At 51.4% G+C, this 15,651-nt stretch carries 14 protein-coding genes; all 14 read left to right on the top strand.

Features of this window, described 5'->3' with window-relative positions:
• Window positions 1–179 precede the first annotated feature (179 nt).
• On the top strand, window positions 180–1,340 hold the full coding sequence (sucC, locus tag M1D70_RS20465) for an ADP-forming succinate--CoA ligase subunit beta (RefSeq protein WP_009594712.1): 1,161 nt from the start codon (window positions 180–182) through the stop codon (window positions 1,338–1,340).
• A 96-nt stretch (window positions 1,341–1,436) separates the two neighbouring features.
• On the top strand, window positions 1,437–2,366 hold the full coding sequence (sucD, locus tag M1D70_RS20460; protein ID WP_009594770.1) for a succinate--CoA ligase subunit alpha: 930 nt from the start codon (window positions 1,437–1,439) through the stop codon (window positions 2,364–2,366).
• 128 nt (window positions 2,367–2,494) lie between these two features.
• Entirely contained in the window at window positions 2,495–3,670 is a 1,176-nt protein-coding gene (dprA, locus tag M1D70_RS20455) for a DNA-processing protein DprA (RefSeq protein ID WP_456287780.1), read from the top strand.
• Window positions 3,671–3,706: 36 nt separating this feature from the next.
• Window positions 3,707–5,806, top strand: coding sequence for a type I DNA topoisomerase (gene topA, locus M1D70_RS20450; protein ID WP_009594778.1), 2,100 nt, complete (start codon window positions 3,707–3,709; stop codon window positions 5,804–5,806).
• A gap of 15 nt (window positions 5,807–5,821) precedes the next feature.
• A complete protein-coding gene (trmFO, locus tag M1D70_RS20445) occupies window positions 5,822–7,156 on the top strand; it encodes an FADH(2)-oxidizing methylenetetrahydrofolate--tRNA-(uracil(54)-C(5))-methyltransferase TrmFO (protein ID WP_009594693.1) in 1,335 nt (444 codons plus the stop codon).
• Window positions 7,157–7,185: 29 nt separating this feature from the next.
• A complete protein-coding gene (gene hslV / locus M1D70_RS20440) occupies window positions 7,186–7,728 on the top strand; it encodes an ATP-dependent protease subunit HslV (RefSeq protein WP_006211334.1) in 543 nt (180 codons plus the stop codon).
• Between the two features lie 49 nt (window positions 7,729–7,777).
• The gene (hslU, locus tag M1D70_RS20435) at window positions 7,778–9,184 is read left to right on the top strand and encodes an ATP-dependent protease ATPase subunit HslU (RefSeq protein WP_009594759.1); all 1,407 of its coding nucleotides are present in this window, start codon (window positions 7,778–7,780) and stop codon (window positions 9,182–9,184) included.
• A 457-nt stretch (window positions 9,185–9,641) separates the two neighbouring features.
• Entirely contained in the window at window positions 9,642–10,049 is a 408-nt protein-coding gene (gene flgB / locus M1D70_RS20430) for a flagellar basal body rod protein FlgB (RefSeq protein ID WP_009594762.1), read from the top strand.
• Between the two features lie 6 nt (window positions 10,050–10,055).
• Window positions 10,056–10,505 carry a flagellar basal body rod protein FlgC gene (gene flgC / locus M1D70_RS20425; RefSeq protein ID WP_009594707.1) on the top strand — a complete coding sequence of 150 codons (450 nt, stop codon included), beginning with the start codon at window positions 10,056–10,058 and terminating at the stop codon, window positions 10,503–10,505.
• A 44-nt stretch (window positions 10,506–10,549) separates the two neighbouring features.
• Window positions 10,550–10,858 carry a flagellar hook-basal body complex protein FliE gene (fliE, locus tag M1D70_RS20420; protein ID WP_009594713.1) on the top strand — a complete coding sequence of 103 codons (309 nt, stop codon included), beginning with the start codon at window positions 10,550–10,552 and terminating at the stop codon, window positions 10,856–10,858.
• 34 nt (window positions 10,859–10,892) lie between these two features.
• The gene (fliF, locus tag M1D70_RS20415) at window positions 10,893–12,473 is read left to right on the top strand and encodes a flagellar basal-body MS-ring/collar protein FliF (RefSeq protein ID WP_009594716.1); all 1,581 of its coding nucleotides are present in this window, start codon (window positions 10,893–10,895) and stop codon (window positions 12,471–12,473) included.
• Window positions 12,474–12,484: 11 nt separating this feature from the next.
• Complete coding sequence (gene fliG / locus M1D70_RS20410) at window positions 12,485–13,501, top strand: flagellar motor switch protein FliG (RefSeq protein WP_015736330.1); 1,017 nt, start codon at window positions 12,485–12,487, stop codon at window positions 13,499–13,501.
• Window positions 13,494–14,348: a FliH/SctL family protein gene (locus tag M1D70_RS20405; protein ID WP_277746393.1), complete on the top strand. Its 855-nt coding sequence runs from the start codon at window positions 13,494–13,496 to the stop codon at window positions 14,346–14,348. Before fliG ends, M1D70_RS20405 begins: the two co-directional genes overlap by 8 nt.
• A complete protein-coding gene (fliI, locus tag M1D70_RS20400) occupies window positions 14,332–15,651 on the top strand; it encodes a flagellar protein export ATPase FliI (protein ID WP_009594717.1) in 1,320 nt (439 codons plus the stop codon). Before M1D70_RS20405 ends, fliI begins: the two co-directional genes overlap by 17 nt.

Below are 15,651 nucleotides of genomic sequence, written 5' to 3'. Positions count from 1 at the left end.
GAAGGAATCATACCCATGCCAAATCGAGTGGATAAACGGTGAACTTTTTAAGGTAAGCGTTTTAAAAACATGTTACAATAGCTTGGGTTTAATATATAAAGGTTGACAGTGCGAACTTTCATAGATTGGTTCCGTGTCAGCCAGCCTTGTTCCAGTCATGTTGATAGGAGGATTCGAGAATGAATATCCATGAATATCAAGGAAAACAAGTACTGAAGCAATATGGAGTAGCTGTTCCGAACGGCAAGGTAGCGTTTACGGTGGAAGAAGCAGTTGAAGCTGCGCAATCTTTGGGCAGTCCCGTAACCGTTGTCAAAGCGCAGATCCACGCAGGCGGCCGCGGTAAAGCCGGCGGCGTTAAAGTGGCGAAGAACCTGGATGAGGTTCGTGCTTATGCCGAAGAAATTCTGGGCAAGGTGTTGGTGACTCACCAAACGGGTCCGGAAGGCAAGGAAGTCAAGCGTCTCCTTATTGAAGAGGGCTGCGATATTCGCAAAGAGTACTATATCGGGGTGGTCGTTGACCGCGCTACCGGCCGTGTCGTCATGATGGCGTCCGAGGAAGGCGGTACCGAAATCGAAGAGGTTGCAGCAGCAACTCCTGAGAAAATTTTCAAAGAAGTCGTGGATCCGGCGATCGGACTTCAAACATTCCAAGCGCGGAAATTAGCGTATTCCATTAATATTCCGAATGAACTGGTAGGCAAAGCCGTTCAGTTCATGCTGGCCTTGTATAAGGCATTCGTAGAGAAGGATTGCTCTATCGCTGAAATCAATCCGCTTGTCGTAACCGGTGACGGAAACGTCATGGCTCTCGATGCCAAACTCAATTTCGATTCCAATGCGTTGTTCCGTCATAAGGACATCTTGGAACTGCGTGATCTGGATGAGGAAGACGAGAAGGAAATCGAAGCGTCCAAATACGACTTGAGTTACATAGCTCTCGACGGCAATATCGGCTGCATGGTTAACGGGGCAGGTCTTGCCATGGCTACGATGGACATCATCAAGTATTATGGCGGCGACCCTGCCAACTTCCTTGATGTTGGGGGCGGCGCAACAACGGAGAAGGTAACGGAAGCCTTCAAGATTATTTTGTCCGATCCTCAAGTAAAAGGAATCTTTGTCAACATTTTCGGCGGCATTATGCGTTGCGACGTTATTGCTACCGGTGTTGTCGAAGCAGCGAAACAGCTGGGACTGACTCGTCCGCTTGTTGTACGCTTGGAAGGAACGAACGTAGACCTCGGCAAGCAGATTTTGGCTGAGTCCGGTCTCAATATCGTGCCTGCTGATTCCATGGCCGACGGAGCACAGAAGATCGTCTCCCTCGTTCAGTAATATTTCATTCCTGAAGGGGCATGGCACGATGGGCTTCTTAGCCCTGCCGTGCGGTTGCTTTCATTTTCAAATAACAATAGGGGATGTGAATCAATCGTGAGTATTTTGATCGATAAAAATACAAAAGTTATCACGCAAGGGATTACAGGTAAAACAGCCCTGTTCCATGCAAAAGGCGCCTTGGATTACGGTACGCAGATGGTCGGCGGAACTTCGCCCGGCAAAGGCGGAACCGAAGTTGAAATCACGCTGGAGAACGGCGAAACCGTCAAACTGCCGGTTTACAACACCGTTGAGGAAGCCAAAGCCAAAACAGGCGCAACCGCAAGCGTCATTTATGTACCGCCTGCTTTTGCGGCCGACTCCATTCTGGAAGCCGTTGATGCCGAGATGGATCTGGTAATCTGCATTACGGAAGGCATTCCGGTGCTCGACATGGTAAAGGTATCCCGTTATATGGAAGGCAAGAAGACTCGCTTGATCGGACCTAACTGTCCGGGTGTCATCACGCCGGGTGAATGTAAAATCGGCATCATGCCGGGTTATATCCACACGCCGGGACATGTCGGGGTAGTATCGCGGAGCGGTACCTTGACCTATGAAGCCGTTCATCAGCTGACGGCTCGCGGCATCGGACAATCCTCCGCCGTAGGAATCGGCGGCGACCCTGTCAAAGGGACGGAGTTTATCGATGTGCTGAGACTGTTTAACGAAGATCCGAATACCAAAGCGGTGATCATGATCGGCGAGATCGGCGGAACCGCTGAGGAAGAAGCGGCTGAGTGGATCAAAGCCAACATGACCAAGCCGGTGGTAGGCTTCATTGGCGGCGCAACAGCGCCTCCAGGGAAACGCATGGGCCACGCGGGCGCGATCATTTCCGGCGGTAAAGGAACAGCCAAGGAAAAAATCGCTGTGCTTGAAGCATGCGGTATCAAAGTGGCTCCTACGCCTGCAGAAATGGGCTCGACCTTGGTTAGCGTGCTGGAAGAGAAGGGTCTGTTGGAGTCCTGCACAACGCACTAAGGCTAAGACCTATCCATTAATAGGCCAGATTAACGTTATAACTTAAGGTAAGCAACCTTTTATTTCCTGATTAGGAAATGAAGGGTTGCTTTTTTGTTTATGATTTTATATTTTAAGGAGGTCGCGTGATGAGGCTGGACAGATTACTGCTGGTTGCATTGCATGAAAGCGAAGGCATCGGATGGAAGACCATCAACCGAATGCTACTGAACGGCGAGCTGCATGAAGGCTTGCTGTCCTATGATGCGCAGGATTGGAGAGCGTGCGGTCTGCCTGTCGAAAAAGCAAACAAGCTGGCCAAAGAATTCCCTATCGCCGTCGAAAGAAAGCGTGTCGAACTGTCGAATGACGAGGAGGTCGAGCTTCGACAAGAGGAAGACAAGGTATGGAATTTGACAAACCGCACAAAAATACGTATTATAACAGCCCTTGATGCTGTCTACCCGGACATGTTGAAATCGTCGCCGCAAGCGCCCTGGGTTCTGTATTGCATCGGGGATCCTCATTTGCTGTCCACGCCAGGGATCGCGATGGTCGGCACAAGAATGCCTACCGGCTACGGGCGCAAGGTTGCATCGATGCTGTCTGAGGCGTTGACCCGAGCGGGGCTTATGGTTGTCAGCGGCATGGCCAGAGGCATTGACAGCGTCGTGCACGAAACCGCTTTGCGAAGCGGCGGGCCGACGGTGGCCGTTCTCGGAGCCGGCATCGATGTCATTTATCCGCCGGAGAACCGATCACTTTATGAAGAGATCGCGGCTAAAGGGCTTATTATTTCCGAATACCCGCCGGGTACCAAGGCGCTGCCGGGATTCTTCCCGCAGCGAAACCGAATCATCGCCGGGCTGACGCTGGGAACCGTAGTGGTGGAAGCGGATGCCCGCAGCGGGTCGCTGATTACGGCCGATTTGGCCCTGGAGGCGGGAAGGGACGTGTTTTCCGTTCCGGGACCGCTAACTTCACCCAAGAGCAGAGGGACCTTGGATTTGATCAAGCAAGGGGCCAAGATGGTCACGGAAGCAGAGGATATAATAGAAGAATATGATTCCTGGTTGCCAAAAGGGGTCTCGGATACATACAATAAGGAGCGGCGGGCCCCTCGTCAGGAGCGTCCGGATGAACTAGCCGGGTTGACAAATGACGAGCGACAAATATACCATATGCTCGAACAGGGTCCCGGGTCGTTGGATGAGATGATCGAGCGTACCCGGTGGGATTTTGGACATTTGCATTCAGTTCTGTTATCTTTAATCATAAAAAAGCAGATTACCCAATTACCCGGTGCTATATATAAAATCATATAATGGGAAAGTTTGAATGTTGGAGAGGAGGATGAACCTGTGGCGGATTCACTCGTCATCGTAGAGTCGCCTGCTAAGGCGAAAACGATTGGCAAATATCTCGGCAGCAAGTATATCGTGAAGGCTTCGATGGGTCATGTTCGCGATTTGCCGAAGAGCCAGATCGGGGTTGAGGTGGAAAACGACTTCAATCCGAAATACATTACGATCCGCGGAAAAGGTTCTGTCTTAAAGGAACTTAAGGATGCAAGCAAAAAGGTGAAAAAAGTGTACCTCGCAGCTGACCCCGATCGCGAAGGGGAAGCCATTGCATGGCATCTTGCGCATGCGTTGGAGCTGGATGATACTCAAAGCCTGCGGGTTGTATTTAATGAAATAACGAAAACGGCCGTGAAGGATGCCTTCAAAACGCCGCGCAAAATTAACATGGATCTGGTTAACGCGCAGCAGGCCAGACGTATTTTGGACCGATTGGTTGGTTATAAGATCAGTCCTATTCTATGGAAGAAAGTGAAGAAGGGTCTTTCGGCCGGCCGGGTTCAATCGGTAGCCGTCAAAATCATTCTCGACCGCGAGAATGAGATAAGCGCTTTCGTTCCGGAAGAATATTGGACCATAACGGCCAAGCTGGCGATTAAAGGCTCCGCATTCGAAGCCAAATTCACGCAGCTAAACGGCGCGAAGAAGGAACTGACCAATGAGCAGGAAGTGAATGAAATTCTCGAGGCGATTCGGGATGCCTCCTTCCAGGTCGGCGAAGTGAAAGAGCGTGAGCGTCAGCGCCACCCGTCGCCGCCGTTTACGACGAGTTCCTTGCAGCAGGAGGCTGCCCGTAAACTCGGTTTCCGTGCCGCCAAGACCATGTCGGTAGCCCAGCAGCTGTACGAGGGTGTTGAGTTAGGCAAGGAAGGCACCGTCGGTTTAATTACTTATATGCGTACGGATTCCACGCGGATCTCAGGTACGGCTCAAGAAGAAGCGAAGGAATACATCACCGAGAAGTACGGTGATCCGTTCGTGCCGGAGAGCCCGAGACAATATTCGAAAAAAGCTGCCAACGCCCAGGATGCGCACGAAGCGATTCGTCCAACGTCCGTGCTGCGCGATCCGGAATCGATGAAGCCGTTTATGAGCCGCGACCAGCTTCGGTTGTACAAACTGATCTGGGAACGCTTTGTGGCAAGCCAGATGTCTTCTGCAGTACTGGATACGCTTTCGGTGGACATCACTGCCGGGAATACGGTCTTCCGGGCGACCGGTTCGAAGGTCCGTTTCCCTGGATTCATGAAGGTTTACGTTGAAGGCAACGACGACGGGACGACAGAGGAAGACAAATACCTGCCGGAGCTTCATTCCGGAGACATTCTGGAGAAGCAGGACATTGAGCCGAAGCAGCACTTCACGCAGCCGCCTCCGCGTTATACGGAAGCGCGGCTAGTCCGAACGCTGGAGGAGCTCGGCATAGGGCGTCCGAGTACGTATGCGCCGACGCTGGAGACGATCCAGAAGAGAGGCTACGTTGCCATCGAAGAGAAAAAATTCATGCCGACGGAGCTCGGCGAGCTTGTCATCGAGCAGATGGAGCAGTTCTTCCCGGAAATCCTCAATGTGGAGTTTACGGCGAACATGGAAGAGGATCTCGACCATGTGGAGGAAGGCTCCGAGGATTGGGTCAAGGTATTGGCAGAGTTCTATGAGTCCTTTGAGAAGCGGCTTGAAGTAGCAGAGGAAGAAATGAAGGAAATCGAAATCGAAGACGAGGTTTCCGATGAGATCTGCGAAAAATGCGGCAAGCCCCTGGTTTATAAGCTGGGTCGTTTCGGCAAGTTTCTTGCCTGCTCGGGCTTCCCGGATTGCCGGAATACCAAACCGATCGTGAAGGACATTGGCGTATCTTGCCCGAAATGCAAGGAAGGCCATGTCGTGGAACGCCGGAGCAAGAAGGGGCGCGTCTTCTTTGGCTGTGACCGGTATCCCGAATGCGACTTTGTATCATGGGATAAACCGTCAACGAAGCCGTGTCCGAATTGCAGCAGTTTAATGGTAGAGAAGAAAAGCAAGCAAGGCATCAAGCTTCAGTGTACCTCTTGCGATTATTCCGAAATGGTCGAGGAACAGGATGAAGCAGCAGATTTGTAAGGCATACAGGGGGTAATGACGTTGACAGATTCACAGAGGGTTACGGTTATCGGGGCAGGACTTGCTGGCAGTGAAGCTGCCTGGCAGATCGCCAGCCGCGGCGTACCCGTTACACTATACGAGATGCGGCCGGTCGTAAAGACGCCGGCTCATCATACGGACAAGTTCGCCGAGCTTGTATGCAGTAATTCGCTTCGGGCGAACGGATTGACCAATGCGGTCGGCGTATTGAAGGAAGAGATGCGGATGCTGAATTCCCTCGTCATCGGATCGGCTGACCGCAATTCCGTCCCGGCTGGCGGCGCATTAGCCGTCGACCGCGACGGCTTCTCCGGAGAAATTACGGAAACCTTGCATCAGCATCCGTTAATCGAGGTCGTAAATGAAGAAATTCAGCATATACCTGAAGAAGGCATCGTTGTTATTGCTACGGGACCGCTGACTTCGCCGGCATTGTCGTCGCAAATCCGCGAGCTGATGGGCGAAGACTATTTCTATTTTTACGATGCGGCTGCTCCGATCGTGGAGAAGGATTCCATCGATATGAGCAAGGTCTATCTAGCGTCACGTTATGATAAAGGCGAAGCGGCCTATCTGAATTGTCCCATGACGGAAGAAGAGTTCGACGCCTTCTATGACGCTCTTATTAATGCTGAAGTCGCGCAATTGAAAGAGTTTGAGAAGGAGATTTATTTCGAGGGCTGCATGCCGATCGAGGTTATGATGAAGCGCGGCAAACAAACCGCCTTGTTCGGCCCGATGAAGCCTGTAGGATTGGTGAACCCGCATACGGGCAAACTGCCTTACGCCGTGGTTCAGCTCCGTCAGGATAATGCGGCGGGTACCCTCTACAACCTTGTCGGCTTCCAGACCCATTTGAAGTGGGGCGAACAGAAGCGCATCATTTCCATGATACCGGGACTCGAGAACGCCGAAATCGTGCGATACGGCGTCATGCACCGCAATACGTTTGTCAATTCGCCAAAATTGCTGGAACAAACCTATCAGGTGAAAACACGGCCGAATTTGTACCTGGCGGGACAAATGACCGGCGTCGAAGGGTATGTTGAATCGGCGGCGTCCGGATTGATTGCAGGCATTAATGCGGCAAGAGCGGCTCAGGGGCGTGAGGGGATCGTATTTCCTCAGGAATCGACCATCGGAAGCATGGCTTATTACATCACCCATGCGGATCCCGATAATTTCCAGCCGATGAACGCGAACTTCGGTCTTCTTCCGGGCCTAGAGAAGCGGATTCGGAACAAAAAGGAAAAGAACGAAGCGCTTGCGAACCGTGCCCTTGACGGGGTACGCGTATTTATTAGCGAGCATGAACTAAATACAATCTAATCTTATTTTCTTAGGGAGGTCCTGCCATCATGGAAATGACTTTTCACGCCACGACGATTTGCGCAGTGCGGCACAATGGCACGGCAGCTATAGCCGGCGACGGCCAAGTCACATTCGGTGAAAGTGTAGTCATGAAGCAGACCGCCAAGAAAGTGCGCCGTCTTTACCGGGGACAAGTTGTCGCCGGTTTTGCCGGTTCTGTGGCGGATGCGATCACGTTGTTTGAGAAATTCGAAGGCAAGCTGGAGGAGCACCATGGAAACCTGCAGCGGGCCGCTGTCGAGCTTGCGAAGGACTGGCGTCAAGACAGGGTGCTCCGTAAACTTGAAGCCTTGATGATTGTTATGGACAAAACGGGGATGCTGCTGATTTCCGGCGGCGGCGAAATCATCGAGCCTGATGATGATGTGCTGGCCATTGGGTCAGGAGGCAATTTTGCCTTGTCTGCCGGACGTGCGCTTAAGCGCCATGCAGGGCATATGGAAGCGAAAGACATCGCCAGAGAAGCCCTTCAGATCGCTTCTGAGGTGTGTGTCTACACGAACAGCAACATTATTGTTGAAGAGCTGTAAGAGGGCCATGCAGCAACATATAGCCATATCAGGGGTGGAGGTATTCGCGATGAGTAAAGAATCGATGACGCCTAGACAGATTGTATCCGAGCTGGATAAATACATCGTAGGCCAGAAGGACGCTAAAAAATCGGTCGCTGTCGCACTTCGGAACCGTTATCGCCGGAGTCTGCTGACCGAGGACGAGCGGGATGAAATCGTACCGAAGAACATTCTGATGATCGGTCCTACCGGCGTCGGCAAAACGGAAATTGCGAGAAGGCTTGCCAAGCTGGTCCATGCACCGTTCGTCAAGGTCGAGGCAACGAAGTTTACCGAGGTTGGTTATGTCGGCCGTGATGTGGAGTCCATGGTACGGGATCTGGTGGAAACCGCGATCCGGATGGTGAAGCTGGAACGTACGGAGAAGGTTAAGGACAAAGCCGAGGAAATGGCGAACGAGCGGATCGTTCAGCTGTTGGCGCCTTCAACCAAAGGCCAGAAGAGCCAGCGTAATCCCTTTGAGATGCTATTTGGCGGAGGAAACAACGAAACCCAGGCCGATGAGGAAGATGCGGACGATAAGGACGTTAGTCTTAAAGAGAAGCGGAGACAGGTGCGCTTTAACCTGCTGTCCGGCAAGCTTGAAGACGAAACGATTGAGATCGATGTCGAGGATGCCGCACCGAATATGTTCGACATGTTTGCCGGACAGGGCAATGATCAGATGGGCATGAATATGCAGGAGATGTTCGGCAACCTGATGCCGAAGCGTACGAAGCGCCGCAAGCTGTCCGTCAAGGAAGCCAGAAAAGTGCTTACGCAGGAAGAAGCAGGCAAGCTCATTGATATGGATGATGTCATCCAAGAGTCCATACGCCGGGCCGAGCAATCCGGGATTATTTTCATCGACGAAATCGACAAGGTTGCCAGCCAGGGCCGTCAATCGGGTCCTGATGTGTCCAGGGAAGGCGTGCAGCGCGACATTCTGCCTATCGTGGAAGGCTCCACGATCATGACGAAATACGGGCCGGTAAAAACGGACTTTGTCCTGTTTATCGCTGCTGGCGCATTCCATATCGCGAAGCCGTCGGATTTGATTCCCGAGCTTCAAGGGCGTTTTCCGATTCGGGTAGAGCTGAACAGTTTGTCGCTCGACGATTTTGTGTCCATTTTGACCGAGCCGAAAAACGCATTGACCAAACAATACGTCAATCTGCTGCGTACCGAAGACCTGGAAATCGAGTTTTCGCCGGAAGCGATCCGGGAAATTGCCCAAATCGCGGCTTCGGTGAACCAGAACACGGAGAATATCGGCGCACGGAGGCTCCATACGATATTGGAAAAGCTGCTGGAGGATCTGTCGTTTGAAGCGCCTGAATTGACGCTGGACCGGATGGTGATCACCCCGCAGTATGTCCGGGAGAAACTTGCCGGCATCGCCCAGGATCGGGACCTGAGCCAGTATATTCTGTAGTTGCATTCGTATAGGTCTATCTGCCGGGTATGCAAAAAGGAGATAAATGTCGATATTCATCCCGGCCTTTCTTGCTAGATGTCGAAGCGCTTTCGCATGTTGGAAGGGATCGGGACGGATTTCGCAATTTTTTGTGAATATTCAGGATGGGAACAGGACCTACCTAGCGGGTAAATTCACTTAAAATTTACAGATTTAGTGGTACGATTTGCAATAATATAGAAAAAAATCGGATAAAAATGAACACAAAGCCCTTCTTTTTGGTAAAAGATAGGGCTTTTTTCTTATTGTAAAAAGTCCCAATCTTTAAGAAACTTAGTTTATGTGACATCATGTTGTCTTTTTCTACTTAAGACCTAGGTTAGTTCGTACGGATTATATTATTTGTCGAAAAAAGAGGGTTTAGCTAGGAAGAGTGGAATACCTTTCGGCAAATCCAGTCAGGAGGAATGAGCTAGTGAATCTGTTGAATAATAGTTCTTTTCAACGGCTTCAAAGCGGTTTGGATGCAGCGAATCTCAGGAACAACGTGATTGCAAACAACATCGCGAACGTGGATACACCTCATTTTAAGAGATCCGAAGTATCCTTTGAGAGTCTTCTGAAGAAAGAAATGGATGGAGCCCAGTTGTCGCTTCAGGGCAGAAGAACGGATCCCAGGCATTTTGTCATTGGTCCAACCGGGTCAATCCCGGATGCCTCGGTCATAAAGGACGGCAGCAGTTCCATGAATAACAACCAGAATAATGTCGATGCAGACAGAGAAATGTCGCTGCTTGCAGAGAATCAGCTCCGTTATAATTCGTACGTACAAGCTGTGAATGAGCAGATTCGAATGATGCGTACAGCTATTGAAGGGAGATAGGGATTCATGAATATTAGCAATAGCTTCGGAATTAATGCATCAGCTCTTACGGCACAACGGCTTCGAATGGATGTTATCTCCTCCAACATAGCCAATGCGGAAACCACGCGCGCGCGAATCGAGAATGGACAAGCCGTTCCGTATCGCCGAAAGACGGTTGTGTTTCAGCCGCAGCAGGAATCATTTGAAGGGCTTCTCAGAGCCCAGATGAACGGTCAGAATGCAGGGCAAGGGGTTAAGGTTGCGCAGGTGCGGGAAGATCAATCCCCGTTGAAGCAGGTATATAACCCCACACATCCGGATGCGAATGCGGAAGGCTATGTCTTTATGCCTAACGTTGATATTACGAAGGAAATGGTGGATATGCTCGCAGCTACCCGTTCTTACGAGGCTAACGTTACGGCGATAAACGCTTCGAAAGCGATGATCATGAAGGCTTTGGAGATTGGAAGATAATACGATGATATATACATAGACCAGCATAGTAGGAGGAGAGAGAGATGATTCAGAATGCAATGTTCAGTGTTCAGGGTGTACAGCCGCTGCAAATGCAGGAGCAAGTGAAAAATGGTGCGACGCCTTCCGAATCGATCCGAGATTTTGGCTCTTACCTGAATGAAGCACTGAACTCCGTGGCCGCGCAGGAACAGAACGCGCACGTGATGAGCGATAAATTAATGATTGGACAAGTAAACGTAGATCAGGCGATGATATCCGCCCAACAGGCTCTGTTGAGCATTCAGCTCACGACACAGGTCCGAAACAAAGTGGTAGAAGCCTATCAAGAGATCATGCGCACGCAAATCTAAATGTTTCTAGCAAAGTTTCGGATGGGGTGACAATGTGAACGAGAGAATTACCCAATACCGGGAGAGAATGACCCAGTATTGGAACCAATTCAGCAACAAACAAAAAATAATGTTAATCGCTACCGTAGCATTTGTTCTAATTGCTCTTGTCGTACTAACGATGCAATTCTCTAAGACGAAGTATGAGGTAGCATTCCGGGATCTGAATTCCAGCGACGCCGCAGGCATCATCAGCCACTTGGAGACCCAGGGGATTTCCTACAAGCTGAGCGAGGACGGCAGAAGCATTCTGGTTCCGAGCACAAGCGCGGCTAAAGTCCAGATCGATGTAGGATCACAGGGACTGGTGCAGAATGGCACAATCGGATTCGAAACCTTCGAAAAGAATGCGTCAGCCATCGGGATGACGGATAACGAATTCGAAGTGAAATATGTAAATGCACTGAATGGCGAAGTCGAACGGCTGCTGGAGAAGATGCAGGGCGTTCAGGACGCAACGGTATTATTGAACCTGCCAAAAGAAAGTGTGTTCGCGAAAAACGGAAACGAAGATCAGGCCAGCGCTTCCGTGGTTGTGCAGTTCAAACCGGGCTATCGTCCTAATCAGGAAGTCATAGACGGGTACTACAACCTTGTAAAAACGGCCATTCCCAATTTGCCGATAGAGAACATTACAATCACCAATGACGAAGTCGAGCTGCTCGCAACAGCTAAAGGCGGTCAAGGCGGATTGATCGGCAAGGTGGAAGAAAATTTCGCGCTTCAGAAAAAATTCGAAAACGACGTAAGGCAAAATGTCCAGCAATTCCTCTCGCAGTACATGGGTTCGAATAAAGTCAATGTTCTTGTAGCTTCCAAACTGAACTTTGATCAGGTGCAAAGCAAGGAAAACATCGTAACCCCTGTGGATGAAGAAGAAATGAAGGGGATTGAGCTCAGCGTTCAGGAGATCCAGAAGAACTACTCGGGAACCGGCAGTCCTACAGGCGGCGTGGCCGGCGTAGGCGAAGAGGCCGTTCCGGGATATCCAAGCGATTCTGGAAGCGGAGAAACGAATTCGGAAGAGCTCTCCAAAACCGTTAACTATGAGGTTAACCGGATTACGAAGGATATCATTGCAAGTCCATATACTGTTAAAGATTTAACCATTAATGTCTCGGTTGAACCACCTGCCGGGCAACAAACTTTGGATGATGCCACAAGAACGGCTATTCAGAACATCCTGGTCAATATTGTAAGAGCATCGCTTTCGGATTCAGACTCTACTTATACAGACGCTGATTTGTCCAAAAAAGTTTCGGTTATTTCGCAGGTATTTAATGTAAATGCGGATGAAAATCCGAAATCCGTATTTTCACAGCCTGTATTATGGGGAATCGGTATCGCTGCGTTGGCATTGATTGCGGGAGGAACCTATTTCTTCATCCGCAGACGCAGACAGCAGCAGGAGGAGCTTGAAGAGGATATCCAGCTTCCGCCCGTTACGGAATTCCCGTCGATTAATCTCGAAAGCATAACCAATGAAAGCCAGGTTCGTAAGCAGCTCGAAACCTTGGCGAAGAAGAAGCCAGATGAATTCGTGAATTTACTTCGCACATGGCTAGCTGAGGAATAGAGGTGGAAGCATTGGCTAAGGGAAATAACCAAATGTTAAGCGGACGTCAAAAAGCGGCTATACTGCTCATTACACTTGGCCCGGAAGTGTCTGCTCAAATATTTAAGCATCTTCGAGATGAAGAAATCGAACAATTAACGCTCGAGATTGCGAATGTTCGCAAAGTCGACAGCGTCGAGAAAGATAGCATTATTCAGGAGTTCCATCAAATTTGCCTGGCCCAGGAATACATCTCGCAGGGCGGCATCAATTACGCGAAGGAGATTTTGGAGAAGGCGCTTGGACAGCAAAAAGCGATGGAAGTGATCAACAGGCTGACGGCAACGCTTCAAGTAAGACCGTTTGACTTCGCCCGTAAAGCGGATCCGAGCCAAATCCTGAACTTTATCCAGAATGAGAATGCCCAGACCATCGCACTCGTATTGTCTTATCTTCAATACGAGCAGGCATCCGCGATCCTGTCTTCGCTCCCGCAAGAGAAGCAGGCGGAGGTTGCGCGCAGGGTTGCAGTCATGGACAGTACTTCGCCGGAAGTCATCGCTCAGGTGGAGCGCGTGCTGGAACAGAAGCTGTCGGCTACGGTGACGCAGGATTACACCAGTGCGGGCGGCATCGAGTCCATCGTTCAAATTCTGAACGGCGTGGACCGCGGAACGGAACGGACGATCCTCGACTCCCTGGAAATCCAGGATCCCGAGCTTGCGGAAGAAATCAAGAAGCGGATGTTTGTATTCGAAGACATCGTCAACGTGGACAACCGTTCGATACAGCGCATCATCCGCGACGTCGAGAACGCGGACCTGCAGCTTGCGCTCAAGGTGGCAAGCGAAGAGGTGCGGGACGTTATTTTCCGCAATATGTCCAAGCGGATGGCCGAAACCTTCCGCGAAGAAATGGAATACATGGGACCGGTGCGGCTGCGTGACGTGGAGGAAGCCCAGACTCGGATCGTAAGCACGATCCGGAGACTCGAAGAAGCGGGTGAGGTTATTATTGCCCGCGGCGGAGGAGATGACATCATTGTCTAACTTGATCAAATCGTCCCACTATAAACCGATGGATGTGTTGAAAGAGTTGGATCTTGCTCGTCGTTACGCTTCGCCAACCGAGGAAACGGTGGAGGAGCCTGCACCGCCGACTGCCGAGCCGGCTGCTGTACAAACGCTGGCTGAAGCCGAACGTTTGAAGCATGAAATGCTAAAGGACGCTCAGGAGTTTGCCGAAAGGCAAATCCGTGAGGCCTCGGAAGAGGCGCAGCGTCTGCTGACCGAAGCGCAGGAGCAGATTGAGGCTTGGTGGACCGAAAGAAGGCTTCAGGACGAGGATTTGTCCGAAACGCTGAAAATGGAAGGCTTTAATCAAGGATATGCGGAGGGCTCTGCCAAGGCGGAGCTTGAGATGAAGGAACTGATGGAGCAGGCGACGCTGCAAGCGAGCGAGCTGCTTCAGCTCGCGCACCAAGCCAAGGAAGATCTGATTCAGGAGGCGGAGCCGTTTTTGGTGGAGCTCAGCTGCAGCATTGCGGAGAAGGTGCTGGATCGTCAGCTTACGATCGAACCGGAATTCACGCTGGAGCTGATTCGAAAGAACCTGGCGCGCAAGCGGGAAAAAGGAATCATTTCCCTCTGCGTAGCTCCCGATCAGTTCGAATTCGTAAACGCCGCGCGGGAAGAGCTCGGATTATCGATCGACTCCCAGGCGGAGCTTCAAATTTTGCCGGACTCCACGGTAAAGGATCGCGGCTGCGTCATCCGTTCTTCCTTCGGAAGCGTGGATGCACGCATCGATACACAGCTGGCCGAGATCAAAAAAGAACTCGTACGGATCGCCCTTGATGTCGAGGAACGGAGAAATCAAGATGAAGAAGCTGAATAGCGCCCGGTACATGGACCATCTGAAACATTTGGATCCCGTTCGCATCAACGGCAAGGTTACGCAAGTCATCGGATTGATGGTGGAGTCCGAAGGGCCGGATGCCAGCATCGGCGACGTTTGCTACATCTATCCCACGAAGCAATCCAAGCCGCTCAAGGCCGAGGTCGTGGGTTTCAGAGACAATAAAGTGCTGCTGATGCCTCTCGGCGAGCTTCACTCCATTGGCCCGGGCTGCGATGTAGTGGGTACAGGCAAACCGCTGAGCGTGCAGGTAGGTTCGGAGCTGCTTGGCAAAGTGCTGGACGGATTGGGACAACCGCTCGACGGATCCATTATTCCGGCACGCATGCCGCATTATTCCACCCATAACGTTCCGCAGAACCCGCTTAATCGGCCCAGGGTTCAGGAGCCGATCAGCATCGGCGTGCGAGCGATTGACGGATTGCTCTCCATCGGCAAAGGCCAGCGTGTCGGCATATTCGCCGGCTCCGGCGTCGGGAAGAGTACCCTGATGGGAATGATCGCACGCAACACCTCAGCCGATGTCAATGTCATTGCCTTGATCGGTGAACGGGGACGAGAGGTGCTTGATTTCATCGAGCGGGACCTGGGTCCCGAAGGGTTGAAACGGTCCGTTGTGATCGTGGCCACCTCGGATCAACCGGCGCTCATCCGCATTAAAGGAGCCCTGATCGCCACCACGATCGCCGAATATTTCAGGGATCGCGGACTGAACGTGATGCTGATGATGGATTCGGTTACCCGTTATGCGATGGCGCAGCGCGAAGTCGGGCTTGCCGTAGGGGAACCGCCGGCGATGCGCGGTTACACTCCGTCGGTATTTGCCAGTCTGCCGAAGCTTCTGGAACGCGCAGGCACGGGTCCGACGGGTTCGATCACCGCTTTTTACACGGTGCTGGTAGACGGCGACGACATGAACGAACCGATCGCGGACGCGGTCAGGGGGATACTGGATGGTCATATCGTCCTGAACCGGAATATCGCGAACAAAGGCCATTTTCCGGCGATCGACGTGCTGGCCAGCATTAGCCGGGTCATGAAAGACATCTCGCCTGAGGAACAAATCGATGCCTCCGAGAACGTAAAGCGTTTGATGGCGATCTACAAGGACTCGGAGGATTTGATCAATATCGGAGCTTACCAACAGGGCTCGAATGCCGACATCGATGAATCGATCGAATACATCGGCCGCATCTGGGATTTTACGAAACAAAAAGTGAATGAGAAGACCACATTGGATGAGGTTCAGGAACGTTTGATTTCCGAGTTTTCAAGGAGATGA

This window comes from Paenibacillus sp. AK002 (genome assembly GCF_053903045.1).
The sequence above is the reverse complement of the archived record's forward strand: the minus strand, read 5'-3'. Positions and strand labels throughout refer to the sequence as shown.

Coding starts and splice junctions, on each gene's coding strand:
- sucC (WP_009594712.1), top strand. CDS start 180: ATGAATATCCATGAATATCAAGGAAAACAAGTACTGAAGCAATATGGA.
- dprA (WP_456287780.1), top strand. CDS start 2,495: ATGAGGCTGGACAGATTACTGCTGGTTGCATTGCATGAAAGCGAAGGC.
- trmFO (WP_009594693.1), top strand. CDS start 5,822: ATGACGTTGACAGATTCACAGAGGGTTACGGTTATCGGGGCAGGACTT.
- hslV (WP_006211334.1), top strand. CDS start 7,186: ATGGAAATGACTTTTCACGCCACGACGATTTGCGCAGTGCGGCACAAT.
- hslU (WP_009594759.1), top strand. CDS start 7,778: ATGAGTAAAGAATCGATGACGCCTAGACAGATTGTATCCGAGCTGGAT.
- flgC (WP_009594707.1), top strand. CDS start 10,056: ATGAATATTAGCAATAGCTTCGGAATTAATGCATCAGCTCTTACGGCA.
- fliE (WP_009594713.1), top strand. CDS start 10,550: ATGATTCAGAATGCAATGTTCAGTGTTCAGGGTGTACAGCCGCTGCAA.
- fliI (WP_009594717.1), top strand. CDS start 14,332: ATGAAGAAGCTGAATAGCGCCCGGTACATGGACCATCTGAAACATTTG.